The following is a 24,714-nucleotide window of genomic DNA, read 5'->3' as shown; positions in this document are numbered from 1 at the left end:
GGCGTCACGCCAATAGGTTCATGGCGCCGGGTTGAGCAGCGTTTTGTCGGCCGCATTGGGGTCTTCGGCGCGCACGACCACGGCGGTGATGTTGTCGCGGCCGCCACGCGCGAGCGCCATGTCGACGAGTTCTTCAGACGCGTTCGCGCTTGCCGCATTGCTCAGCACAGCGAGCATGTCCTCTTCGCTGACTTCGTTGCTCAGGCCGTCGCTGCAGAGAAGGAAGACATCGCCGTCCGCGACCTCGATCGCATCGTCGTCGAGTTCGAGCAGATCGGTGGCGCCGACGGCGCGCGTGATCATGTGTTGCGCCGGATGATGCCGCGCCTCTTCCTCGGTAAGCACGCCAAGCGACTTCAGCGCTTCCACCTGACTGTGGTCGCGCGTGAGTTGCCGCAGGCTGTTTTCGCGCAGCAGGTACAGGCGGCTGTCGCCGGCCCAGATGTAGCCGCAGAAGCGATCACAGGCGAGCAGCACGACGACCGTGCTGCCGATACGCTGCACCTGGCGGCGCGCGGCTTCTTCCCGCAATTGGCGATTGGCGGTTTGCAGGCGCGCGCGCGCATCGGCGACGAAGGATTTCATGCTGACGGGCGGCGTCAGCCCGCTGAGCGCGTCGATCACCAGACGGCTCGCCAGATCGCCGACCGCGTGTCCGCCCATGCCGTCGGCGACGGCCCAGCGTCCGAGCGCGGACTGGTCGAGGCACGAATCTTCGTTGATTTCGCGGACGCATCCGGCGTCGGAACGCGCGGACGACGTCCAGCGAAATTGGCTCGCACAGGTCACAACGTTTACACCATGTCGTTTGTGCTGCGTGCGTCGGGAGAGACACGGATGTTCGAGTTCGCGCCGGTGTTGCGTACATCGACCGACTGGAACGTGTTGATCATCTGGTTAGCATAGAAGTTGTTGGTGACGTCGTACAGGTTCACGACGGGTCCAATGCTCGGCGTATCGCGCACGTAGGGCTGAATCCAGCCGTACACCCACGGGGCGCCGCCGCCGCCGCGGATCGCCGCCATCGCTTTACGGTCTAGCGCGAGGTTCAGCGAGAGGTCGCTCACTGTAATAGAAGCCATGTCGTTTCTCCGGTTGGCCGCGTGTGTAACGCGCGCGGTGACGCGCGGTTAAGATGTATCTGGCCGTTATAGTGCAAGTGCTATGCCAATTTGCGAATGATTCGTGCGCTTTGTCGTAGCGCCTTGATTGCCGGGCGATTCCGAGCGTCTGCTTATGCAGTGCATGGACGCGCATGAATTCATCGGTCGGCTGGCAGCCAACATGCCCGCACTCGAACCGATGCGCGACCCAACACATTTCTGCTGTTCGTCACACCTCTTCAACCCGAAGTACTTTCCCCATCTACAGCGCTAAAAATGAGCGCCGCTCGCCGACACTTCGGCGGGATTTCTGTCGGGCCGCAACGCACACTCGTCGCTTCCAGAATCCCGCCATTTCCCGCGAAGCCCTTTAAATGAAGGCTTTCGCGCACATGGCCCGGATGATGCGAAAGATCTCGCAACAGTGTTGGAATCGAAGCGAGACAGCCATGAACACGAACCAAACCAGCAGCGAACACAGTGCAGACCGCTGCGACGCCGCGTCCACCATCGACCTGCCGATCGGCGCGCATCTCGTCACGCAACGTCGCGGTTACGAGCACCACGGCATTTATGTGGGCAATGGACGCGTGGTTCATTACTCGGGCTTCGCGGGTTCAGCGCATCGCGGCCCGGTTGAAGAAGTAGAACTGGAACGCTTCGCCGCCGGCCATCCGTTGACGATTCGTCCGACCCCATCCGCCCGCTACGTCGGCGACGAAGCCGTACGCCGCGCACGCTCCCGTCTCGGCGAAAACCATTATCGGCTGCTAACGAACAACTGCGAGCACTTCTGCGCATGGTGCCTGATTGGCGAAAGCCGTAGCGAACAAGTGCATTGCTGCCTGCGCCATCCGCGTACCGGCATGCATGCGCTGGTGTGCCTCGTGAAGGCCTTTGTGGAAAGCAGCGCGAAGGGCGTTCACGGCGCCGCTCAGTTGGCGTGAACCGACAGCGTCGAACTTCAACGACTCGTTTCAGTAATTCAACCGTTCAAGGATTCAAGGAGAACATCATGGCCGCAGCGGAAAAGACCTTGCATTGGGCCGTAGACAAATGGCTTGCCCCGACCCCGTCGATGCCCGCACGCGTCGTGCAGTTCTGCCACCGTGCGTCGCAACATCAGCGCTATGTATGCGTGGAGGCCTTGCGTCCGGGTGGCATGCTGTCGATCTTCTTCTTCCGTCACGACGACGGCTCGTGGAATGTGTTTCCGCCGCAAGCCGAACGGCCTGCCATGAACGGACATCGCCGCGCATTGCTGGCTGCCTAGTTCTACGTCTGCGCAGACGCTTCCTTGATGATCCATTGATTGAACAGCAGCATCGCCGGTGTCATGGTTTTGCCCTTCAGCCATGTCAGCCAGTAACTGCCGGCATGAACCTCCACGTCGAACGGGCGCACCAGCCGGCCTGTGTTGATCTCGTGATCGAACATCAGCGCGGGCGCGAGCGCGATACCCGCGCCCTGCATCGCCGCTTCCACCATCAGCCGCGACGAATCGAACACCGGTCCGCGAATCGGCCGAGGCGGAATGCCCGCGGCGCTGAACCAGCTCATCCAGTCATCGGTGCGATAGGAGCGCAGCAAGGTTTCGTCGACGAGATCCTCCGGCTTCGACAGGCGCGCGGCGATCTCCGGTGTGCACAGCAGCGCGAGCGGTGCGTCGAGCAGGCGCGTCGCGAGCGAACCGGGCCACGTGCCGTCGCCGAAACGGATCGCCAAGTCGAGGCCTTCGGTGGCGAGATCGACCAGGTTGTTGTTGGTCAGCAGCCGCAGTTCGACGAACGGATGCGCGTCGCGGAACGACTTGAGGCGCGGCATCAGCCAGCCGACCGCGAAGGTGCCCACCACGCCCACCGTCAGGACCTCGTGAAAGTGGCCGCCTTCGAATTGTTTGAGCACCGCTTCGATGCGATCGAATGCATCGGTCAGCACCGGACGCAGCGCGAGGCCCTCGTCGGTCATGGCGAGGCCGCGCGGCAGACGCTTGAACAGCGTGGTGCCAAGCCGCTCCTCCAGGGTTCTGACCTGCTGGCTGACGGCGGCCTGGGTGACGTTCAGTTCGAGTGCCGCGCGCGTGAAGCTCAGATGCCGCGCGGACGATTCGAAGGCGCGCAGCGCGTTCAACGGAAGGTACGGTCTCATGGCGAAGGCATAAGATTTTCTTGGGAGTAGGCTAACTTATCATCGTTTGTCAGCGACCGGCGGAAAACCGATAGTGGCGGCTTCACAAAGGAGCGGCGATGATCACGAGACGGAAGTTCGCGGGTGCGATGCTGGGTGTTTCGATAGCTGGGCTTGCGGTTGGCAGTGCGGGCGCGCTTGGCAAGGTATCCGGCAAAGTGGTGAAAACGGGCACGGCGGAGCAAGGGGCCGAGTTGGCGAAGGCGGATGCGGTCCGCCGGCGGCTCGTTGAAATCGAAGCGGCGAGCGGCGGCCGGCTGGGGGTGTCGATCGTCGATACGATGTCCGGCTTGCACGCCGGCTTGCGGACCGACGAGCGCTTTCCCATGTGCAGCACCTTCAAGATGCTGGTGGCGGGCGCTGTATTGGCGCGTACGGATCGTGGCGAGGAAGACTTGCAGCGGCGCGTGGTGTTTTCACAGAGCGACGTGGTGTCCAATTCGCCGGCCACGAGCAAGCACACGCGCGAACTGACCGGCAATGCGGGCATGAGCATCGCCGAACTGTGCAAGGCGGCGATCACGCTCAGCGACAACACCGCGGCGAATCTGTTGCTGGCCACGTTTGGCGGCCCGACGGGCTTGACCGCGTTCGCTCGCAGTCTCGGTGACGGCGTCACGCGGCTGGATCGCATCGAGCCGATGCTGAACGAAGGGACTCCCGGCGATCTGCGCGACACCACCACGCCCAACGCCATGCTCGGCAATCTGCGCGAGCTGCTGCTCGGCGAGCGGCTGTCGTCATCGTCGCGGGCGCAACTGTTGGCGTGGCTCGCCGCTAACGAGACCGGCGGCGCGCGGATTCGCGCCAAGCTGCCGAAGGATTGGGGCGTGGGCGACAAGACCGGCACCGGCGATCACGGCACGGCCAACGACGTAGCGATTCTCTGGCCGCCTGGACGCGGTCCGGTGCTGGTGACCGTGTACCTCACCGAAACGGATGGCAAAGCGGCGCGCAGCAATGCGGCGATCGCGGATGTGGGCGCCTTGGTGGTGGCGTCTATCTGATCCCGGCGGGGACAGGCACACACGCGTTCCACGCAACGCGATGCGAGGACGAAGCGCCGATCGAAGTGTGCGACACTAGGGCCACACCGAAAGGAGCCAACAGCGAATCGGCCTCGATGGATGCGGTGAGAAGTTGACTGTCCATGGAAATGCTCGACACCTTCTGCCGACGTTCGTCCAGGTAAGCCGTCGGCTTGATCAACCACGCATCGCTGCCTTGATTCGGAGTCCCCTATGTCTGTCTATGTGCTGGCATTGCTGATCGGCGTCGTGGCGGGTCTTCGCGCGATGACCGCGCCCGCCGCGGTCAGTTGGGCGGCGCATCTGGGCTGGTTGCCGTTGCAAGACACGCCGCTGGCCTTCCTCGGCTTTACCGCCACGCCGTATATCTTCACGGTGCTGGCCATCGTCGAACTGATCACCGATCAACTGCCGAAAACCCCTAGCCGTACCGTGCCGATGCAATTCGGCGCGCGTCTCGTGCTTGGCGGCTTGAGCGGCGCGGCGATCGGCGCGGCGCATTGGCGGAGTGGGGAACGGCCTGATCGCGGGATTGATCGGCGCCGTGATCGGCACCCTGGGCGGCGCGAGAGTCCGCGGCGCGTTGGCGCGTGCCTTTGGGCGGGACCAGCCGGCCGCGTTGATCGAAGACGCGGTGGCGATCGTCGGCGCGGTGCTGATCGTGATGGCGTTGCGTTGATGCGCTTCGGCGAGACGGGACGCGCCTCGTCTCGCTGACGCAGTTCGGGCGCTTCAACCGACCCGTGCAATGCGTGAATCGGCGGATGCCTGCGGTGCCGGCAGGGCACTTGTACCCGCAGTGGCGGGAATCAGCTTGCCGCGCGCTAGCAAGCCCAACGTCTTCCCCGCCAGAATCGCGATGATCACATTCGCCGCGATGAACAGAACCGGAGCGGCGTATTCGACCGGACCCGTCGCACCTCGTTCGACCATCCGGAGCGCCATCGTCGGCAATGCGGCGACGCCGAAGCTGAAGGCCCAGTAAGCCGGCGCGAAGGCCTGTTGGCGAATCCACGGCAGCAAACGCAGGAGCAGCAGAGCCTGGTACAAGCCATAACCGAGCAGAATCGTGGCGAACAGGTCAGGAGTACCGCTGCTCAGACTCAGATAGGTCACGCCCCCGACGACCGGCGGTGCGAGCTGGATGCCGAGCACCGGGCGCAATGCGTCGGGCAGCGGTTCATGCACGGCGGCGCGGTGCAGGATCAGCGATTCGATCGCGAGCCAGGACAGCAAACCTGCTCCGAAAAAGAGTTCGCCCAGTTGGTGAAAGCCGAACGCGGCCGAAGCCGTGCCCGCCACGAAGCTCGCGCCCACGGTCGGCAGATAGATGGCGGGCGTCACCAGTTCGGGCTTGCGGCCGCCTTGCCAGAGCCGTCCATGCAAATACGCTCCGAGCGCGAGTTGCGCGACTACGGCGACGCCGAACAGCGCGAGCGCCAATGTATGCGCGTAAGGCTGCAGAAGCTGGGCCGCGAGCAGGCTCGAAATAGGAGCGAGCGCCGCAAACGACGATTGCACCGGATGCTGCATTTCCGCTCGCGCTTTGTCGGCATGCGTTAGCCATTTTTGCCCGTAGGCCGCCAGAATCACGAGCCACACGACGAGCGCGGCTACCGTCATCACGTCGCCTATCACCGTGGGCAGGTGCCAGAGCCTGATCGCCACGCGCCACAAATTGGCGAACGCCAACACGCCCACCGCGATCCCGAAGAAAGCAACTGGAATCGTGCCACGATTGCTGTTCATCACCGATCCTCCGAAAGTTGCGTCGCGCGCCGTTGTTCCGGCTCTGCGCGATCGATGACGTACTGTAAAAGGCGGCGGCCAAACGCTGAATGCTGGGAGCGCTCAACAAATCGCGCGATCGTCTCAAGATGCAACGTGATGCATCCGGCCGGCGTTTGCGCAGCGGTGGCCGCTCGAGTTCGGCATTCCGCGCGGAATCAGCGCCAAAGCGCCTGTGGCGGGTATGACAGCCCCGCTTCATGGCGTAAAATTTCCGCTTCCCTATGAAGTCATGCCATCCATGCCAACGCCTGCGGACAAATCGAACACGAAGGAAAGCGAAGGTGTGGCCGTCATCGATCGTGCTTGCGCCATCCTGTTCGCGTTCCGGCCAGACGACGACGCGCTCACGCTCGCCGAACTGGCGGCGCGCACGGGGCTTTACAAGAGCACGTTGTTGCGGCTCGCGGGCTCGCTGATCCAGCACCGCTTGCTGCTGCGTCTCGACGACGGCCGCTATCAGCTCGGGTCCGCCACCTTCATGCTGGGCGCGCTATACCAGCGCAGCCTGAACCTCGGCGATATTGTCGTGCCGCTCATGCGCGATCTCGCGGAAACCAGCGGCGAAAGCGTGTCGTTCTATGTGCGTGACGAAGCGGTGCGTGTGTGTTTGCATCGGGTGGATTCGAAGCACGCGGTGCGTTTTCACGTGCGCGAAGGCGACGTGCTGCCGCTGGAAAGCGGTTCGGGCGGCCTTGCATTGCTCGCCTTCGGTGGCATGCCGGGCGCACCGTACGAGAAGATTCGCGACGACTTCTACTGTGTGTCAATTGGCGAACGCGACCGGGAGACGGCGGGTATTTCCATGCCGGTATTCGGCGTGCGCCAGAGCCTGCGTGGCGTGCTGACGCTGGCCGGTCCGAGCTCGCGTATCGATCAGGCATTCCTCGAACGCAATCTTGGCGCGCTATTCGATTGCGCCGCGCGCGCCACTGATGCCCTGGGCGGCGATTCGCGTGCCATGCGCAATGCGCAGCGGCGTGCGGCCGAAGTTCAGGACAAGTAGTTCAGGGTGATCGGTTCAACGCGGACGGCTCAAGGCAAATGCCGCTCGGGCTTGCCGGTGTACGTGTAGGCCATCTGGCGCGGCATCGGACCTTTGTTGCGCTCCTTGCGGCCGCGCTGTTCCCATGCATGCGACAGAATGCCGACCGCGCGCGACAGGCAGAACACGCCGCGCGCCAGTTCCGGCGCAAAGCCGAGTTCGGCATAGATCACAGCGGTGGCGCCGTCGATGTTCATCGGCACGGGCTTGCTCTTGCGGCTCATCAGCAGCGCTTCGATGCCGCGCGCAATCGCGGCATAGCGTCCGCTGATGCGCTCAGTACGCACGTTCTCGTCGACCAGCGCAAGAAGCCGCGGCGCGCGCGGATCGACCGGATGAAAGCGATGCCCGAAGCCGGGCAGATATTTGCCGTGCGCCGCGATGAACGTATCCACACCTTGTACTACGGCGTCTTCCAACACGGCGCCCGCCTGTATGCGCGCATCGATCGAGTCATACAGTTCGACCGCCTGTTGACCGGCGCCGCCGTGCACGTCGTCCAACGCGTTAATCGCGGAGGCCATCGCGCCGTTTAGCGGCAAACCGCAACTGGTCGCCATCCGCGAGATCGCAATCGAGGGCGCATGCGGCCCATGATCCACCGACGACACCAACGCCGCTTCGAACAAACGCGCCTGCTCGGTGTCGGGCAATTCGCCGCGCAGCATCAGCCAGATCATTTGCGGAAAGCTGATGTTGCCGATCAACTCCTGAATCGGGAAGCCGCGCACGTTGATCGAGCCTGGGTGAATGTCGATGATCGAGGTGCTCCAATAGTCGGCAGCGAGCTTCGCTGCGTCGAGTGCATGCGTCATGTTCAGATCACTCCTTCGGCGCGTAGTTGATCGATGTGTGCGTCGTCGTAACCGAGTGCGGCGAGCTGTTCATGTGTGTGGGCCGAGAGAACCGGCGCTGGCGTGCTCGGCGCCGTGTCAGCATCGTGCAGACGAAAGCCCGCGCGAGTCACGCGCTGACGATCCGTATTGGCATCGGCGGCAAATTCGCGGATGAAGCCGCGCGACTCCAGATGCGGATGCGCGAGAATCTCCGGCACCGACATCACGCGGCCGGCCGGCACGCCGGCTTCGAAGAAACGGGCCTCCCAGTTCGCGGCGCTGTCACGCGCGAGTGCCGCTTCGATTTCCGCTTTCAACGCGGCGCGATTCAACTTGCGCGCGTTGCGCTCGGAAAAACGCGGATCGTCGAGCAGATCCGCTCGGTCGATCAACTGACACAAGCTCGCGAACTGTTTGTTTTCGTTAGCGGCGATATTGAGCGGGCCGTCGCCGGTTTTGAAGGTGCCCGAGGGCGCGGCGGTGAAGTTCTCGTTGCCCATCGGCGTCGGCGTGACGCCGGCGTTCAGGAAGTTCGAGACGACCCAACCCATCGTCGCGAGCGTGGCTTCGAGCATGGATACGTCGAGCATGCGGCCATGTCCCGTGGTGCGCGCGTCGAGCAGCGCGGCGCAAATGCCGAACGCCGCCGTGAGGCCACCCACCGTGTCCGACACCGGATAGCCGACGCGCAACGGGGCGCTGTCGGCATCGCCGGTCACGCTCATCACGCCGGAAACGCCCTGAATGATCTGATCGTAAGCAGGGCGTTTCGAAAACTCGCCGTCCATGCCGAAGCCGGAGATCGCGCAATACACGAGCTTCGGATTGACCTCGCGCAGCGCGTCGAAATCGAGGCCGAGACGCGTCATCACGCCGGGCCGGAAATTTTCCACCAGCACGTCCGCGGTTTTCACGAGATCGCGCAGAATCGCCTTGCCGCGCGGGTCTTTCAGATTGAGCGTGACGGATTGCTTGCCCGCGTTCACGGCGACGAACGAGGCGCCCATGTTGCGCGCCGACGCCTCCTTGTCGGCGCCCAGGCGCCGCGCCAGATCGCCGCCTTCCGGATGCTCGACCTTGATCACTTCGGCGCCGAGCAACGCGAGTTGATACGCGCAAAACGGCCCGGCCAATACATTCGATAAGTCCAGTACGCGGATTCCAGCCAACGGCAGCGTCATGTTCAAAACCTCTTGTTCAGAATGCGATGCAATGCGTTCAATGCCTTCAATGTGAAATCTCGTCGAGATTGCGATGGTTGGTCCGCGGCCCGAAGATACCGATCGCGCCCATCACCATCACCATCGACGCGCTGATCAACGCGAACACACCGCTTACGCCGAAGTGACGCAGCGCGAACGCGATCATGAAGCCGGAGAACATGGCCGACAGACGCGACATCGAGTAGACGAAGCCGACAGCCCGCGCCCGCAAACGCGTCGGGAAGAGTTCGGTCTGGTACGCGTGATAGCCGACCGAGAGCAGCGTGCCGCTCAGCGTGATCATCACGCCGAGCGTCATCAGCATGGCAGGCGAGGTTTGCGTTGCGAACAGGCTGCCGAACACGGCAATGCCGAGTGCCGACAGCACAATCAACGTCTTCCGTTCGATGCGGTCCGCGATCGCCATGCCGATCAGCGGTCCGAACGGATTCGACACCGCGATCACGAACGAGTACAGCAGACTGTGTGTAATCGTCACGCCTTTGGAGACGAGCAGCGTCGGCACCCACGAGGCGAAGCCGTAAAAGCCGATTGCCTGGAACAGATTGAAGACGAGCATCGTGATTGCGCGTTTGCGATACGGCGGTTGCCAGATTTCGCGGAAGGCGGCCTTGGTGGTCGCCGGTTCGACGGTCGGCACGGCGGGCGGCAGCGGCTTGCCGTATTGCGCGGCGACTTTCGCTTCCAGCGCCCGCAGCACCTGCTCGGCTTCGGCGGCGCGGCCCTGTTGCGCGAGCCAGCGCGGACTTTCCGGCAGGCGTCGGCGAATCGCCCACACCACCACCGCGCCCAACGCGCCGATGATCACAACCCAGCGCCAGCCGTCGAGTCCGAACGGCGTGAGCGGCACCAGCCACCACGCGAGAAACGCGACCGACGGCACCGCGGTGTACTGCACCAGATGCACGAATGCAAACGCACGTCCGCGCAAATGTTTAGGCACGAGTTCGCTGACGTAAGTGTCGATTGTCACCAGTTCGACGCCCACGCCGATGCCGGCGATCAGGCGCCACAGATTGATGGCGGGCGCCGTGCTTTGCAGCGCCATGATCAGCGTCGCGGCGGAGTACCACAGCAACGACACGGTGAACACAGTCTTGCGGCCGTAGCGGTCGGCCATGCCCGCCAGAAAAAACGTGCCGATGAAGAGCCCGGCAAATGAAGCCGCCACGAACGCGCCAAGGCCGGACACGCCGAAGAACGACGCGGTGGTCGTCGAGTAAACCCCGCTTTTGACGAGGCCGGGCCCGACGTACGCGGTGAAGAACAAATCGTAGAACTCGAACCAGCCGCCGATCGACAGCAGGAACACCAGCATCCACACCGCGCGCGTCGCGGGCAGGCGGTCGATGCGCGCGTTGACGCCGGGCGCGAGCGCCGGCGCGTCGGCGCTTGAGTGGGGCGACGCGCCTGACGCGTCGTCGATCGGCAGGCTTGACATGGAATTCCTCCTTCGGTGTCTCTCGTCAACGTCGTTCTACTAGATAGAACGACGTTCTGTTTGATGGGTGTGCCGAGAGTAGTCGGTGTGGCAAGTGCCAGGAATTCGGGGTTTTACCTAGAGGGAGGAATTAGCGTTTGCGGATGGACGCTTGCGCCGGTCTGTCGCACGGGCGTTCCGGCGCTCCTACTCCGCTCCTACTCTTACGCGCCCATACGCTGAAGCATGGCCAGCAAGGCATCGAATGAAAGCGGCTTGCGCGCATATTCAATTCGAGGATTCGGCTGCACGGGGATATCCGCAGCAGCGCTGCACAGGATGATTGGAATGGCGCGCAGATCGGAATCGGCATTCAGCTCCGCGCACAACTGCAGCCCCGACATGACCGGCATCATGCAGTCCGACACGACGATGTCGGGCCGGGTCTTGCGTATCTGCTCGAGCGCGGCGGCCCCGTTCGACGCCGTCAGCACGGTATAGCCGTGCCGCTCCAGCAGCAGCCGCCAGACTGTCAGGATGTCGAACTCGTCGTCCACGACCAGAATGGTTTTCATGGTCGGCTAGGTATTTCGTCGCGGCTGGAGTGTGGCCGAAAGGCCGGCCGGCGCATGCAGGCTGGCCACACTCGCCGGGTTTTCGTTGACATCGAGACCTTGAGACGAAATCACTAGCTCGCGCAAGGAAGTGTCGTGGGCGCTTTCACGCTGCTTGACCACCGAAATCATGCGGCGCAGACCCGTTTCCGTTTCGGCGTAACGCAGCAGCACGAGGTTTTCGGTCAGCGCCGAAACGCGCACGCTCTTCGCGTGGCCGGGATCGGCGTAAAGCGGCAACTCTTCGGTGAGCAGCGTGGTGATGCAGGCTTCGCGAAGCTGGTGTAGCAGCGCATTCAGGAACAGGCCGAAGCGCTCGGTGCGCAACGCGGAATCGCGGAAACCTTCCACGCCGTCGATAACGATACGCGACGCGCCGATTTTCTTGACCGTTGCGAGCGCGGTGGCGGCGAGTTCGTCGACGGCGAGTTCGACGGCCGGCTGCCATTGAATCAGGAGGCGGCCGTCCGCATACGCGTCCGCGAGTCCGATCGACACGGCCTCAGCTTTGCCGACCAGCCGCTGCGGTCCTTCGTAGAACCCGAGGTACACGCAACGCTCGCCGCGCGCGATGCCGGCCGCGAGAAACTGCAGACAGAGGAGGGTCTTGCCGACGCCCGACGGCCCGATCAGCGTAGTTGTAGAGCCTTGCGCAAAGCCGCCGCCGAGCAGGGCGTCGAGATGCGGCAGGCCGAAGCCGAGCCGCGTTTTCAGATCCACCGGACCCGGCGGCAGGGCGCCCTGCGCTTCCAGGCGGGGGAACATCAGGAGCCCGCTTTCGGCGATGCGGAAGAAATGCTTGCCCATCAAATGATTGCGCGCGCGCATCTTGTGGACTTCGATTTCGCGCGCGCGGCGCATGCCGTCGCTGTAGCGGTTCAGTTCGATCAGGCCGTCGACGAGCGTATGTTCCGGATGCGGTTCGTTCCCGGACAGCGGCGCGAGCAGCAAGGTCGTGCAATCCATGGCCGCGACCAGTGCATTCAGTTCGTGGATGAACTTGGACAGCGACAGCTCGGTCTCGCTAAACTCGCGCGCGCTCCGAAACCCGTCGATGATCATCAGGCTCGGGCGGTAATCGTAAATGATCGAGGCAATCAGCTTGAGGAAGCCGTCGAGGCCGTCGTTCATCAGTTCGTGATAGCCGGACACGAACAGCATCTGCTGGGCGACCGCGCTTTCGTCGAAGAAGCTGAGACCCTTGAGATGACCCAGCAACTTGTCGTGCGATTCGGCGATCAAGGTCATGTACAGCACCTTTTCGCCCTGACTTACACGATGAAAACCAATCTGGCTCGACAGGATGGTCTTGCCGGCGCCGGCCATGCCTTCCAGCAGATACACGCCGCCGCGGACCAGACCTCCGCCCAGGATCTCGTCGAGACCGGGGACACCCGTTTCCACGTTAGATCGGGGAGACGTCTGAGATTCGTGGTTAGTCATTGTCGAAGAGTCGTTCAAAGTGCTGAGAAGCGATGGTTCGCACAGGAACCGTCCATTGCTCAAACTACCATTGTCAGCAATTCGCGTTCCCGCTCCGGGCGGCGACGCTGTGCGTCGGCATGAGATGCAGGGGATTCTAACTGGCGCCGAGGCGCTTGGCGAACCGTAAGTCGGGCATAGGTGCGAGGCGCGCGAGGAGAAACAGTGCCGACCGCCGAATCGCGGTGATTTTTTCAACGCGATGCAGGGATGAGGAGAGACGGGGCCGCGCCTCGCGCAGGCGGTAGTACACAAGCACATTGCATGCGCGAGGCGGGACAGCGAGGCGGGACAGTGAAGCGGACCGACGGCCCGCTCCTGATTCAGCTACAAACTCAGCTGCAAGCGAAACTACTCGCGGCGTTGACGTCGCCGCCCTGATAGCGCGCCACTTTCGGATACGGGCAAAGCGGCCGCGTGCGTCCCGCGCCCCAGGCGGCGGGCACGTCCGAGTTCGGCACGACATTGGCTGCGTCGCGCGCGGTGGCGACCACGCTGTCCGGCGCCTTGCCCTGTTCGACCCATGCGACGAGCGGCGTGAGCATGTCGAACTGGTCGGTGCTCGGACCGCCGCTGCAATGGTTCATGCCGGCAATCGTGTAAAGCCGCGCGAAGTTCGACGCGTCGCCGCTATTGGCGGCTGTGAGCCGCTGATACCAGTCGGTCGTGTCGTTCGATGAAAACACCGGGTCGCTCGTGCCGTGATAGACCATCAGCTTCGCGCCGCGCTGCTTCAATGCGCTCAGATTGGTTTCGTCGGGCGGCGTCATGAACGACCAGGCCGACTCGCTATACGCGCCGCTGGTGGCGAAGATCTTCGGCGCGTCGGTGTCCATGCTGAAGTTCAGCGCGTACGCGGACAACTGGCTCAACACCGAAGCGGTTTGCGGCGGCGTGGTGAACGTGAAGGCCGCCGCGGCCGGGTCGAGTGTGATCGAGTTGCCCTGCTTCCATGCGGACCAGCCAGGGCCGAGTCCCGCGTCGTATGGGAAGCTTGCATAGAGGGCCGTGCCCGCACTGTTGCGCGCGCCGGAGAACACATTGCCGACGGCGTCCTTCTGCGCGCTCGTCAAACACGTGCCGTCGCGGACGTTGTTCGTGCAGGTGGGGACATCGGTAGCAAGGCTGAAGTTTGCCTGGCATGCCTTGATATCCTGAATGAGGCCGTCGCTGACGCCGTCGAGCGCATCGCACTTTGACAGTATTTTCGACGCCACCGTTTGACGTTCCGCGGCGGTGAAGCCGGTCGTGATATCGGGCAGGCCGTTCGAGGTCGTCGCTGTTGCCACTTTCGCGAGCTGCTGCGCGCTCCACATTTCCCCGACGGCCGCCTTCGGCAAATGAAAGCCCGGATCGCCCGCAATGATGCCGTCATATTCCGCCGACGAGCGTGCCGCCGCGACCATTGCATGACGTCCGCCGTTAGAACAGCCGTCGAAATAGCTGCGATCCGGCGCCTTGCCGTAAGCGAGCTTGATGACCTGCTTGGCCATCGGCGTGAGCGTGGCGACTGCGTTGTAGCCGTAGTCGATCCGCGCCTGCGGGTCCAGACCGAACAGCGGATTTTGCGCCGAGCTATGCCCCGCATCGGAGCTGATGACTGCGAAGCCCATGTTGAGCGCGTCGCTGGTGGGACCGCCGCCGCCGATCTCGCCGGTGGCCGTGACCACATTGCCGTCGAGACCGCCGTTGGCCTGATAGAAGAACCGCCCATTCCACGCAATCGGCAGGCGCATCTCGAAGCCGATCGCATAGGTCTTGCCGTCGACGCTGCTGACCCGCTGGTTCATGCGGCCTTGAATCAGGCAATGTTCGGCGATCGGCTTGCCGGCTACTTTGAGCGTGCCTGCCGCGACATCCGACACGGTGGTGAAGACAGTATTGGCGAAGCTGAGCTTCGCGGCGAGTGCGGCGCAATTGCCCGCAAGCGTACTTGGCGTGGCCGCGCTCAGTTGCGGCAACACGGAGCTGTTGGCGCTGCTGTTGGCGGCGCTGCCCAGATCGTTGCCGCCGCACGCGGCGAGTGTGAGCGCTGCGGCGGCCGCAAGCGCGATCGAGGTGCACTTCATGCTCTGTCTCCTAGAACGAATGACGAACGCCAACCATCACACCTGTCTGGCCGTTGCCTGCTGAGGGCGTCGTGCCGCCGCCGCCGGCGCTGACGGAGTAGCGCGCCTTCGCGCTGTTGGCGAGATACGAGCCTTGGGCATACACAGCGGTGCGCTTCGAAAGCAGATAGGTGGTGCGCAGCGTGCCCATCGTGGCGCGCGTGTCGTGCTCGCTATTGGTGATGTGATAAACCTCGCCGTCGACGATGAAAGCGGGCGTCACGTTGTACGACGCGGCGACGAAGAACAGATTCGAGCGCACGCTGGCAATCGTTTCCGCCCCCGGTTCGACGCGGCGGTTGAGCCATCCCACGCCGAGCTTTCCTTTGCCGAGGTTCGCGTAGGCGCTCACATGCGTGCGGATGTCCTTGTCGGCGGCGCTGGTGAGCGGAGTCGGCGCGATGCCGTCGAAGAAGTTCGCCGCCGCGGTGCTGCCGCCACGCTGCTCTTCATACGACGCCGCGACGCCGAACAGCGGCGCGTCGTACTTCAGCATCACGGACCATTCGCGGCATTGAGTCGCCTGTCCGGCGACCGACCCCGTACACGTGCCCTGGCCCGGCGAGTTGCCGGTGCCGGCCGAGTCGCGGCCGAACGAGTAGTTCGCACCGAACGTCACGCCCGCATAGCTGCCGAGGTACACCACCGAGTTGTCGGCGCGGGCATTCGGCACGTAGGCGTCGAGCGAACCCAGGCCGTAGATGTCAGGGCCGATCAGGTCCGCGCCCATCAGCGCGAGGTACGTCATCGTGTACTGACGGCCGAACGAGACCGTGCCGTACGGACTCTTGATGCCGACGAACGCCTGACGTCCGAACAGCCGTCCGCCCTGACCGAGATCGCCGGCGCGCACGTTGAAGCCGCTTTCCAGCGTGAAGACCGCGCTATAGCCGCCGCCCAGGTCCTCGTTGCCGCGCAGGCCCCAGCGCGAAGGCAATTCGCCCGTGACCGACGGCATGCGGAACACGCTCTTGCCCGCGGCGTTCGCGTGCGAAACGTATTCGATGCCGGTATCGATAATGCCGTAGAGCGTCACGCTCGATTGGGCCGCTGCGGCGCCGCTGACGGTGCACAGTGCGCCGCAGAGTAATAGACGTGCGGATGCTTGCATGAAGGGTGTCTCCGAACCGTTGAATGAATGTGTTGTTGTTGGGTCTTCTTGTGCCGACGGTCAGTCGTCGGCGCGTGGGCGGCGCAACAGGAGCAGCGCGGCGGCTGCCGCGATCAACGTGACGGGGATGCTCGCGCCGATCACGGTCGACGAACTGCGGCCCATCGCCAGCAATTGGCCCGCCGCGAGCGGCCCGACTACCGAGCCGATGCGGCCCACCGCCACCGCCGCGCCCACGCCGGTGCCGCGCATGGCCGTCGGATAGAACGCGGCGGAAAGCGCATACAGCACCGATTGGCCGCCGATCACGAACATCCCGGCGAAGAATGCAGAGGCCGCGAGCGCGCCGAAGCCGTGCGCCGTCGAAAGCGTCGCGAGCGAAGCGATGATCCCGACATACATGCCGGCCACTACCACGCCCGAGCGCATGCGATCCATCAACATGCCGATGCACAGCGCGCCGATCCCGCCGCCGATGTTGAAAAAGATCTGCACGTAGCCGACTTGCGCGCGCGTCAGACCGCTCGCGGCCATCAACGAGGGCAGCCAGTTGAGCAGAAAGTAGAGGACGATCAGCGTGCAGAAGTAGCTGACCCAGATCTGCACGGTGGAGAGCCCGCGCGTGCCGCCGAACAGGATTTCGCTGACCGGTGCGGGCTTGGCTTGTCCGTCGCGCGATGCCCTGGTGAACGCCTTCGAATCCGCGAGGAATGCGAGCAGCAGCGGCACCAGCACGAGCGGCCCCGCACCGCCGACATAGAAAATGTGACGCCACTCGGTGTCGCCCGCACTCAACACGCCGATCACCGACGCGATCACGCCGCCGAACGGAATGCCGCAATACATCACGCTCACGGCTGTGCTACGCGAGCGCGGTTCGACCGCTTCCGACGACAACGCGATCAGATTCGGCAACGCACCGCCGAGTCCGATACCTGTCAGCACTCGCACGATCACGAGCGTGTGAAAGTCGCTCACCAGCGCGGTCATGATCGACAGCAGGCCGAACAGGCAAGCGGATATCACCAGCACGCGCTTACGGCCGATGCGATCGGCGAGCCGTCCGCCGAACATCGCACCGGGCAGCAAACCGAAGGTGCCGGCGCTGAACGCCAGTCCCATTTGCGCGACAGAAAGGCCGAACTCGCGTGCCATGCGCGGCGCGGCGACGCCGACCGACTGCAGGTCGAGTCCTTCGAGCAGGGCGATGGCAAAGCACAATCCAAGGGTGACGAAGGCGCCTGTCCGGCTCGGCGTCGCCGGGACCGCGGTGGCTTCGGTCGAATTCAATATTCCGGCTCTTTTCACGTTAGTGATCCTTATTAAATGGCGTGGTTTCCCGGTTTCGCTGAAAGACAGCAGATGCCGAGTCGCTGTCCTGCGCGACAGACAGGTTCGGCAAGCGGGCGTCAGATCATCGGCGAGGCCGCGATGGAATGCCCGGCAGCAGCGCAGCGAACCCCGCCGCGCGCGGCGCATCGTTTCGATGGCCAGACGACGGTGCATTTGCTTCGAGGCGAGGCGGCGCGTCTCCACACGCTGCATCGTGGACTGGATTTAATATCAGGTAGGCTGATAACACAAGCGCAAATCGTTCGGTGAAAACACCTAGCGACTCGGCGGCGTGGCGTGCGCGGATCTAGCCGCGCAGATTACGAACGAAAGTTTCGAGGTGAGTTTGAACCGCGCCGGCGGCGTCGAGTTCGATGCCTTCCATCATCTGCTTTTCGATGGTTTTCACGGCCTGCTCGCATTCGCGCAATACGGCGCGCCCTTCGTCCGTGAGTTGCAGCAGCACGATGCGGCCGTGCGTCGGATCCGGTTCGCGGCTCACCCAGTTGCGGGCGGCCATCGCGTTCATCACTTCATTGGCCGATTGCGGCGTGATGAACGAACGCTCGGCGACCTGCGCATTGGACGCCTGCCCTTTGGCTTCGAGCACGGAAAGCGCGGTGAATTGCGCGAGCGTCAGGCCGAGCGGCGCGAGCGCTTCCGTCATGCGGCGTCGCAGGATGCGGTCGAGACTGCCGATCACATAGGTCAGGCGCAGGCTGGAACGGCGAGTGCGTGTGGCGGCAGGCTCGGCAGGCGTATTTTGATTTTTGCTCATCGTGGGCAGGAGGTTCGGTCTATCCGGCATCTTAGCGTGCCTCGACCCGAATTTCGCTGCTAGGGGTTTGCACCGAGCTTACGAATTTCCACTTTACATATCAGGCAGCCTGATATTAAATGCGTTCATCAGGCCGCGGTCGCGGCCAACGTTCACGGAGAAAACAGATGAGTTATGAAGGCCGTTGGAAAACCGTCAAGGTGGATGTCGCGGAAGGAATCGCATGGGTTTCGTTCAATCGGCCCGAGAAGCGCAACGCCATGAGCCCGACGCTGAACAAGGAAATGATCGAGGTGCTCGAAGCCGTTGAACTCGACGCCGAAGCGCAGGTTCTGGTGCTCACGGGCGAAGGCGACGCATGGACAGCCGGCATGGACCTGAAGGAATACTTCCGCGAAGTCGACGCCGGCCCCGAGATCCTGCAGGAAAAGATTCGCCGCGACGCGTGCCGCTGGCAATGGCAACTGCTGCGCATGTACGCGAAGCCGACCATTGCGATGGTCAACGGCTGGTGCTTCGGCGGCGGCTTCTCGCCGCTGGTGGCATGCGACCTGGCGATCGCCGCCGACGAAGCCACGTTCGGTCTCTCCGAAATCAACTGGGGCATTCCGCCGGGCAATCTGGTGAGCAAAGCAATGGCCGATACCGTCGGGCATCGTCAGGCGCTGTATTACATCATGACGGGCGAGACCTTCACCGGTCAGGAAGCGGCGCAGATGGGCCTCGTCAACAAGAGCGTGCCGCGTGCCGAGTTGCGCGAGGTGACGCGTGCGCTCGCCGGCAAACTGCTCGAAAAGAATCCGGTGGTGTTGCGCGCCGCCAAGCATGGATTCAAGCGTTGCCGCGAATTGACGTGGGATCAGAACGAAGACTACCTGTACGCCAAGCTCGATCAGGCGCAGCTGCGCGATCCGGAAGGCGGCCGCGAGCAGGGCCTCAAGCAGTTCCTCGACGACAAGGCGATCAAGCCGGGTCTGCAAACGTACAAGCGCTGATCGGTCGCATCGGCGTGGATTTCAATTCACGCAGACTACGGCGAGAGATGCAGCAAGACAGACAGCGAGGAGACGACAGACATGCATGAAGTGACTTTGTTGATTGACGGCGAAAGCCGTGGCGCAGCGGACGGCAAGACCTTCGAGCGGATCAATCCCGCGAGCGGCCAGGCTGCGTCGCGCGCGGCGGCGGCCACGCTGGCCGATGCCGACGCCGCGGTCGAAGCGGCGTCGCGGGCCTTTCCGGCCTGGTCGGCGCTGGCGCCGACCGAGCGCCGCAAGCGTTTGCTGGCAGCGGCCGATCTGATGGATGCCCGCACCGCGCAGTTCATCGAAACCGGTGTCGCCGAAACCGGCGCGATGCCGAACTGGTACGGCTTCAACGTCATGCTCGCCGCCAACATGCTGCGCGAAGCCGCGGCCATGACCACGCAGATCGACGGCGACGTGATTCCCTCCGACGTACCTGGGAATCTCGCGATGGCGGTGCGCCAGCCATGCGGCGTGGTGCTGGGCATGGCGCCGTGGAACGCGCCGGTGATTCTGGGCACGCGCGCCATTGCCATGCCGCTCGCGTGCGGCAACACGGTCGTGCTCAAGGCATCCGAAGGCTGTCCCGGCGTGCATCGACTGATCGGCAGCGTGCTGCAGGAAGCCGGTCTCGGCGACGGCGTCGTCAACGTGATCACGCATTCCGCTGAAGATGCGCCGGCGATCGTCGAGCGGCTGATCGCGCATCCGGCGGTACGCCGCGTGAATTTCACGGGTTCGACGCGAGTGGGGCGCATTGTCGCGCAACATGCGGCGTCGCATCTGAAGCCTGCGTTGCTCGAACTCGGCGGCAAGGCGCCGGTGGTCGTGCTCGACGACGCCGATCTGGACGCGGCAGTGGCCGGCATCGCGTTCGGCGCGTTTTTCAACCAGGGGCAGATTTGCATGTCGACCGAGCGCGTGATCGTCGACGGGAAGATTGCGGATGCGTTGGTGGAGAAACTCGCGGCGAAAGCGCTGACATTGAAAGCGGGCGATCCGGCCGCTGCGGATTCCGTGCTCGGCTTGATCGAGAGCGCAGCCGCCGCGCAACGCATCAAGACGTTGATCGAGGATGCGCACGAGAAGGGCGCCAAGTTGCCAGTTGGCTGCACTGTGGAAGGCGCCGCGATGCAGCCGGTGATCGTAGATGGCATCACGCCTGCCATGAAACTGTATGCGGAAGAATCGTTCGGGCCGGTAGTGACGGTGCAGCGCGTGGACGGCGACGAGGAAGCGATTCGAATCGCCAACGACAGCGAATATGGACTCTCGGCAGCGGTATTCAGTCGCGATGTGTCGCGCGCGTTGAACGTGGCGAAGCGTATCGAATCTGGCATCTGCCATATCAACGGTCCGACGGTGCACGATGAAGCGCAGATGCCGTTCGGCGGTGTGAAGAAAAGCGGTTACGGGCGATTCGGCAGCAAGGCGTCGATTGCAGAGTTCACGGATCTGCGTTGGATCACGATTCAAACCGGACCTCGGCACTATCCGGTCTGATCGTTGCGATCGGGCTTTTCACAGAGGAGACAGGCTTTGCATTCCGAGCCGATACAACCGAACACCCCCGATGCGCCGAAGCGCTACCGGGCGACGACGATCGGCGCTTCGTCGTTGCACACGCAGCGGCAGGGCGACACGTGGTATTTGCGTGCGGCCGAACCGCTCGGCGCGCATCCGCAACGTATGACCGAACGGCTCGTGAGCGGCGCGCAGGCGCATCCTGAACGATGGCTGGCGGCGCGTCGCGGCAGCGATGGTCAATGGATCGGCCTGAGCTACGCGAAGGCTTTGCAAAGCGCGCGCGCAATCGGCCAGGCGCTGCTCGCACGCGATCTGTCCGCTGAGCGGCCCGTCGTGATTCTGTCGGGCAACGATCTCGAACATCTGCAACTCGCGCTCGGTGCGATGTGGGCGGGCATTCCCTACGCCGCGATTTCGCCCGCCTATGCGCTGGCTTCCGGCGACTTCGGCAAGCTGCGCCATACGATCGATTTGCTGACACCTGGTCTCGTGTTTGTAAGCGCCTACGATACGTTCGCCAAGGCAATCGACGCAACCGTGTCTTCCGATGTCGAAGTGATGGCCGCGAAATTGCCGCGAGAACAGCCGGCGGCACGCAACGTGACCTCGTTCGACGACCTGCTGAACACAACGCCCACCACGGTCGACTCCGTTCACGCCGCGGTGAGCCCGGACGCCATCGCCAAATTTCTGTTCACCTCCGGTTCGACCAAGCTGCCGAAGGCGGTGCCGACCACGCACCGCATGCTGTGCAGCAATCAGCAGATGCTGCTCGAAACGTTTCCCGAGTTCGCGAAGGAGCCGCCGGTGCTGGTCGACTGGCTGCCCTGGAACCATACGTTCGGCGGCAGCCATAACGCAGGTATCGCGCTCTACAACGGCGGCACCCTCTATATTGACGACGGCAAACCGGTCAACGGAAAATTCGAGGAAACACTGCGCAATCTGCGTGAAATCGCGCCGACCATCTACTTCAACGTGCCGAAGGGTTGGGAGGAACTGGCGATCGCATTGGAACGCGACGAGCAATTGCGCGAGACATTCTTCTCACGCGTGAAGGTCTATTTCTTCTCAGGTGCCGGCCTGTCGCAAGCAGCGTGGGACAGGCTCGAACGCGTCACTGAAACATATTGCGGCGAGCGCATACGCATCATGGCCGGACTCGGCATGACGGAAACCTCGCCTTCGTGTCTGTTCACCACGGGTCCGATCATGCGCGCGGGTTACGTGGGACTGCCGGCGCACGGCTGCGAAGTCAAACTCGCGCCGGTGGGCGACAAGCTCGAGGCGCGTTATCGCGGGCCGCACGTCATGGCCGGATATTGGCGCGCCGACGCGGCGGAGTTGGAAAACGCGTTCGACGAAGAAGGCTATTTCCGCAGCGGCGACGCCTTGCGCTTTGTCGACGTGACGCGACCCGAACTCGGACTGCTGTTCGACGGGCGTATCGCGGAAGACTTCAAGCTGAGTTCGGGCACCTTCGTGAGCGTGGGTCCGATGCGGGCACGCGTGATCTCCGAAGGCGCGCCTTACGTGCAGGACGTGGTGGTCGCCGGCATGAATCGCGACGATGTGGGCCTGCTGGTCTTTCCGCGCGTCGACGATTGCAAGCGGCTGGCTCGCTTGCCCGCTTCGGCGAGCGCGCAAGAGGTGGTCGAAGCACCCGCCGTGCGCGCGCACTTCGCCGCGTTGCTTGACGCGCTCAATCGCGGCGCCACGGGCGGCGCGACGACCATCGCGCGCCTGCGGCTCATGGATGTCGCGCCGTCGCTCGATCTCGGCGAGATCACCGACAAAGGCTCGATCAACCAGCGCGCGGTGTTGACGCACCGTGCGGCGCTCGTCGAGGCGATGTATGACGCGGGGCCGCGCGATCCCGCGGTGATTGTCGCGAGCGCATGCGGCACGACGTGACGCAACGTGACGTGCTCGCCTCGGAATCACACAGGGAAAGGTGGATGAATCTCGATCAACTCGTCGCAATCGACACGCACGTGCACGCGGAGGTTTCGTGCTGCCAGCCGCCGGATCTGTTCGGCAAGGAATTCGACGATGCCGCCGACAAGTACTTCGGCACCGTGCTGAAACTCGGGCGGCGGCCGACGATTCCCGAAACCATCGAACACTATCGGGAGCGCAAGATCGGCTTCGTGATGTTCACCGTGGACTGCGAAGCGAACCTCGGGCGGCGTCGCATACCGAATGAGGAGATCGCCGAATTCGCGCAGAAAAACAGCGACATCATGATCGCCTTTGCCAGCATCGATCCGCACAAGGGCAAGATGGGTGTGCGCGAAGCGCGCAAGCTGATCGAGGAACACGGCGTGCGTGGTTTCAAGTTTCATCCCACGATGCAGGCTTTTTTTGCCAACGACCGGCTGGCTTATCCGCTGTACGAGCTGATCGCCGAACATCGGCTCACGGCGGTTTTTCACAGCGGCCATTCCGGCATGGGGTCGGGCATGCGAGGCGGCGGCGGGCTGCGTCTGAAGTATTCGGAGCCGATTTATCTCGACGACGTCGCGGCGGATTTCCCCGACATGAACATCGTGATCGCGCATCCGTCGTGGCCGTGGCAGGAGCAGGCGTTATCGATCGCCTTGCATAAGCCCAATGTCTATATCGACTTGTCCGGCTGGTCGCCGAAGTATTTCTCGCCCGAGTTGATCCGCCACGCCAATACGGTGCTGAAGCGCAAGATGCTTTTCGGTTCGGATTTTCCGCTGATTCAACCGGACCGCTGGCTGGAGGATTTCAAGCAGGTCGGGTTCAGGGAAGAGGTGCAGCCGTTGATTCTCAAGCAGAACGCGATCGGCGTGCTGGGACTTCAGCAAGACGCCTGAGTGGCGAGGAAACAATAAGAGGGCTGATGGGGCAGGACAGGTCTACCGCGCACGGCAGAGGCGCTTCGCCGTATACAATTCGGCAGCGCCCGTTTTTTGACCGTTTTTTTGCCTGCTTCCTGCACAACTCCGACCCGATCCCATCCATGCCGAATCCGACCCGGGCCTTCCTTCTCGGCCCGCTCCTGAAAGGCGTTTCACGCTCCTTCTATCTCACCCTGCGCGTGCTGCCCGTCGGGATGCGCGATCCGATCGGACTCGCTTATCTGCTGGCGCGCGCGGCCGACACGATTGCGGACACCTCGCTGATCTCGCCGGAACAACGCCTCACCTTGCTGTTGTCGCTGCGTGCTCAGGTGAACGGCGCAACGGACGACGGCGCGCTATTCCAACGCATGGCCGCGGAAGTGGCGGGACAGCAGGACCAGTCGGACGAGAAAGTGCTGCTCGAATCGCTCGGACCCGCGCTCGCTGTGTTGTCGCAACTGAGCGAATCGGATCGCAAGGCCGTGCGCGAGATTGTCTCGACGCTGACCGAAGGCATGGAGTTCGATCTTCGCACTTTCCCCGACGAACGTTCCGGTCAGATCGCGGCGCTGCGTGAATACGATGAACTGGACCGCTACACGTATCTGGTGGCGGGTTGTGTCGGCGAATTCTGGACCACGATGACCTACGCGCACATGCCCGGCACGCTGAAGGAGCGGCCCGAGACGATGGCACGGCGCGGCGTGCGCTTCGGCAAGGCGCTGCAGATGACCAATGTGCTGCGCGACTGCGGCAAGGATTTACGGATCGGCCGCTGTTATCTGCCGCAGACCTTGCTCAACCGATATGGTCTAAGCGCGCAGGATTTGCTGGTGCCGGCCAATTCGGTGCGTGCCCGGCCGTTGATGGTGGAGCTTTTGCGCAAGACACTCGATCATTTCCGCGAAGCCCTCGATTACACACTGGCGATTCCCGCATTTTCCGTGCGTTTGCGGCTCGCCTGTTTGTGGCCGATCCTGATCGGCCTTGAGACACTGCTTCTGCTCGCGGAGAACGATGCCTGGCTCGATCCGCGGAGAGTGTCCAAAGTGCGGCGGAACAAGGTGTATCAGATCATCGCGTCGTCACTGTTGCTGGTGCCTTCGAATGGACTGGTGCGCAACGCTATTGAACAGCGAATCAGGCAAATCGAAGCCCGGCTCTGAAGGTGACGAGACAAGCAGAGCTGATTTAATCTGCATCATGGAATAGCCATCAATCGGGAAACCCCTAGGAC

Annotated in this window: 23 protein-coding genes; 10 read left to right on the top strand and 13 right to left on the bottom strand. The window is 63.3% G+C overall.

Annotated features, from left to right (window positions below; all coding sequences use genetic code 11):
* Positions 1–18: 18 nt before the first annotated feature.
* Positions 19–789, bottom strand: coding sequence for a PP2C family serine/threonine-protein phosphatase (locus B0G71_RS30015; RefSeq protein WP_116146335.1), 771 nt, complete (start codon positions 787–789; stop codon positions 19–21).
* Positions 790–794: 5 nt separating this feature from the next.
* The gene (locus B0G71_RS30010; protein ID WP_116122949.1) at positions 795–1,082 is read right to left on the bottom strand and encodes a hypothetical protein; all 288 of its coding nucleotides are present in this window, start codon (positions 1,080–1,082) and stop codon (positions 795–797) included.
* A gap of 470 nt (positions 1,083–1,552) precedes the next feature.
* Here B0G71_RS30010 and B0G71_RS30005 point away from each other — a divergent pair, with 470 nt between their 5' ends.
* Together B0G71_RS30005 and B0G71_RS30000 are read left to right on the top strand one after the other, a co-directional pair.
* A complete protein-coding gene (locus B0G71_RS30005; protein ID WP_116146333.1) occupies positions 1,553–2,050 on the top strand; it encodes a lecithin retinol acyltransferase family protein in 498 nt (165 codons plus the stop codon).
* A gap of 68 nt (positions 2,051–2,118) precedes the next feature.
* Complete coding sequence (locus B0G71_RS30000; protein ID WP_012425909.1) at positions 2,119–2,376, top strand: hypothetical protein; 258 nt, start codon at positions 2,119–2,121, stop codon at positions 2,374–2,376.
* A gap of 2 nt (positions 2,377–2,378) precedes the next feature.
* Here the strand turns inward: B0G71_RS30000 and B0G71_RS29995 are convergent, their stop codons facing one another.
* Positions 2,379–3,251, bottom strand: a complete 873-nt coding sequence (locus B0G71_RS29995; protein WP_116146332.1) for a LysR substrate-binding domain-containing protein — start codon at positions 3,249–3,251, stop codon at positions 2,379–2,381.
* 98 nt (positions 3,252–3,349) lie between these two features.
* On the opposite strand from B0G71_RS29995, the gene bla reads away from it, so the two are divergent.
* Entirely contained in the window at positions 3,350–4,297 is a 948-nt protein-coding gene (gene bla, locus B0G71_RS29990) for a class A beta-lactamase (RefSeq protein ID WP_116146330.1), read from the top strand.
* 234 nt (positions 4,298–4,531) lie between these two features.
* On the top strand, positions 4,532–5,035 hold the full coding sequence (locus tag B0G71_RS29985; protein ID WP_258875694.1) for a hypothetical protein: 504 nt from the start codon (positions 4,532–4,534) through the stop codon (positions 5,033–5,035).
* A gap of 15 nt (positions 5,036–5,050) precedes the next feature.
* Here B0G71_RS29985 and tehA read toward each other — a convergent pair whose 3' ends face one another.
* Positions 5,051–6,067, bottom strand: a complete 1,017-nt coding sequence (gene tehA, locus B0G71_RS29980; protein WP_116146329.1) for a dicarboxylate transporter/tellurite-resistance protein TehA — start codon at positions 6,065–6,067, stop codon at positions 5,051–5,053.
* A gap of 280 nt (positions 6,068–6,347) precedes the next feature.
* On the opposite strand from tehA, the gene B0G71_RS29975 reads away from it, so the two are divergent.
* Complete coding sequence (locus tag B0G71_RS29975; protein WP_116146327.1) at positions 6,348–7,112, top strand: IclR family transcriptional regulator; 765 nt, start codon at positions 6,348–6,350, stop codon at positions 7,110–7,112.
* A gap of 29 nt (positions 7,113–7,141) precedes the next feature.
* On the opposite strand, the gene B0G71_RS29970 is transcribed toward B0G71_RS29975, so the two are convergent.
* From B0G71_RS29970 to B0G71_RS29930, 9 genes are all read right to left on the bottom strand, one after another.
* Complete coding sequence (locus B0G71_RS29970) at positions 7,142–7,966, bottom strand: citryl-CoA lyase (RefSeq protein WP_116146326.1); 825 nt, start codon at positions 7,964–7,966, stop codon at positions 7,142–7,144.
* 2 nt (positions 7,967–7,968) lie between these two features.
* Entirely contained in the window at positions 7,969–9,168 is a 1,200-nt protein-coding gene (locus B0G71_RS29965) for a CaiB/BaiF CoA-transferase family protein (RefSeq protein ID WP_116146324.1), read from the bottom strand.
* A 46-nt stretch (positions 9,169–9,214) separates the two neighbouring features.
* Positions 9,215–10,651: an MFS transporter gene (locus tag B0G71_RS29960; protein WP_116146323.1), complete on the bottom strand. Its 1,437-nt coding sequence runs from the start codon at positions 10,649–10,651 to the stop codon at positions 9,215–9,217.
* A 203-nt stretch (positions 10,652–10,854) separates the two neighbouring features.
* A complete protein-coding gene (locus B0G71_RS29955) occupies positions 10,855–11,205 on the bottom strand; it encodes a response regulator (RefSeq protein ID WP_116146321.1) in 351 nt (116 codons plus the stop codon).
* Positions 11,206–11,211: 6 nt separating this feature from the next.
* Positions 11,212–12,687, bottom strand: coding sequence for an ATPase domain-containing protein (locus tag B0G71_RS29950; protein WP_116146320.1), 1,476 nt, complete (start codon positions 12,685–12,687; stop codon positions 11,212–11,214).
* Positions 12,688–13,061: 374 nt separating this feature from the next.
* Positions 13,062–14,795 carry a tannase/feruloyl esterase family alpha/beta hydrolase gene (locus B0G71_RS29945; RefSeq protein WP_116146318.1) on the bottom strand — a complete coding sequence of 578 codons (1,734 nt, stop codon included), beginning with the start codon at positions 14,793–14,795 and terminating at the stop codon, positions 13,062–13,064.
* A 10-nt stretch (positions 14,796–14,805) separates the two neighbouring features.
* The gene (locus B0G71_RS29940) at positions 14,806–15,945 is read right to left on the bottom strand and encodes a porin (protein ID WP_116146317.1); all 1,140 of its coding nucleotides are present in this window, start codon (positions 15,943–15,945) and stop codon (positions 14,806–14,808) included.
* A gap of 60 nt (positions 15,946–16,005) precedes the next feature.
* On the bottom strand, positions 16,006–17,235 hold the full coding sequence (mhpT, locus tag B0G71_RS29935) for a 3-(3-hydroxy-phenyl)propionate transporter MhpT (RefSeq protein WP_116146315.1): 1,230 nt from the start codon (positions 17,233–17,235) through the stop codon (positions 16,006–16,008).
* Positions 17,236–17,584: 349 nt separating this feature from the next.
* Entirely contained in the window at positions 17,585–18,085 is a 501-nt protein-coding gene (locus tag B0G71_RS29930; RefSeq protein ID WP_116122962.1) for a MarR family winged helix-turn-helix transcriptional regulator, read from the bottom strand.
* 137 nt (positions 18,086–18,222) lie between these two features.
* Between B0G71_RS29930 and B0G71_RS29925 the strand changes: the two genes are divergently transcribed.
* The 5 genes from B0G71_RS29925 to B0G71_RS29905 all read left to right on the top strand — a co-directional run bounded on the left by B0G71_RS29925 (position 18,223) and on the right by B0G71_RS29905 (position 24,643).
* On the top strand, positions 18,223–19,050 hold the full coding sequence (locus tag B0G71_RS29925; protein ID WP_106278740.1) for a p-hydroxycinnamoyl CoA hydratase/lyase: 828 nt from the start codon (positions 18,223–18,225) through the stop codon (positions 19,048–19,050).
* Positions 19,051–19,131: 81 nt separating this feature from the next.
* Positions 19,132–20,583 (top strand): aldehyde dehydrogenase, encoded by a 1,452-nt coding sequence (locus B0G71_RS29920; protein ID WP_116146314.1) that lies wholly within the window; start codon positions 19,132–19,134, stop codon positions 20,581–20,583.
* 36 nt (positions 20,584–20,619) lie between these two features.
* Positions 20,620–22,521 (top strand): feruloyl-CoA synthase, encoded by a 1,902-nt coding sequence (locus B0G71_RS29915; RefSeq protein ID WP_116146312.1) that lies wholly within the window; start codon positions 20,620–20,622, stop codon positions 22,519–22,521.
* A gap of 44 nt (positions 22,522–22,565) precedes the next feature.
* Entirely contained in the window at positions 22,566–23,450 is an 885-nt protein-coding gene (locus B0G71_RS29910; protein WP_116146311.1) for an amidohydrolase family protein, read from the top strand.
* Positions 23,451–23,596: 146 nt separating this feature from the next.
* The gene (locus B0G71_RS29905; protein ID WP_116146309.1) at positions 23,597–24,643 is read left to right on the top strand and encodes a phytoene/squalene synthase family protein; all 1,047 of its coding nucleotides are present in this window, start codon (positions 23,597–23,599) and stop codon (positions 24,641–24,643) included.
* The last annotated feature ends 71 nt before the right edge of the window (positions 24,644–24,714 follow it).

The sequence above is a fragment of the Paraburkholderia sp. BL27I4N3 genome, assembly GCF_003386115.1.
Taxonomy (GTDB): Bacteria; Pseudomonadota; Gammaproteobacteria; order Burkholderiales; family Burkholderiaceae; genus Paraburkholderia.
This window is presented reverse-complemented; position numbering and strand designations above follow the sequence as displayed.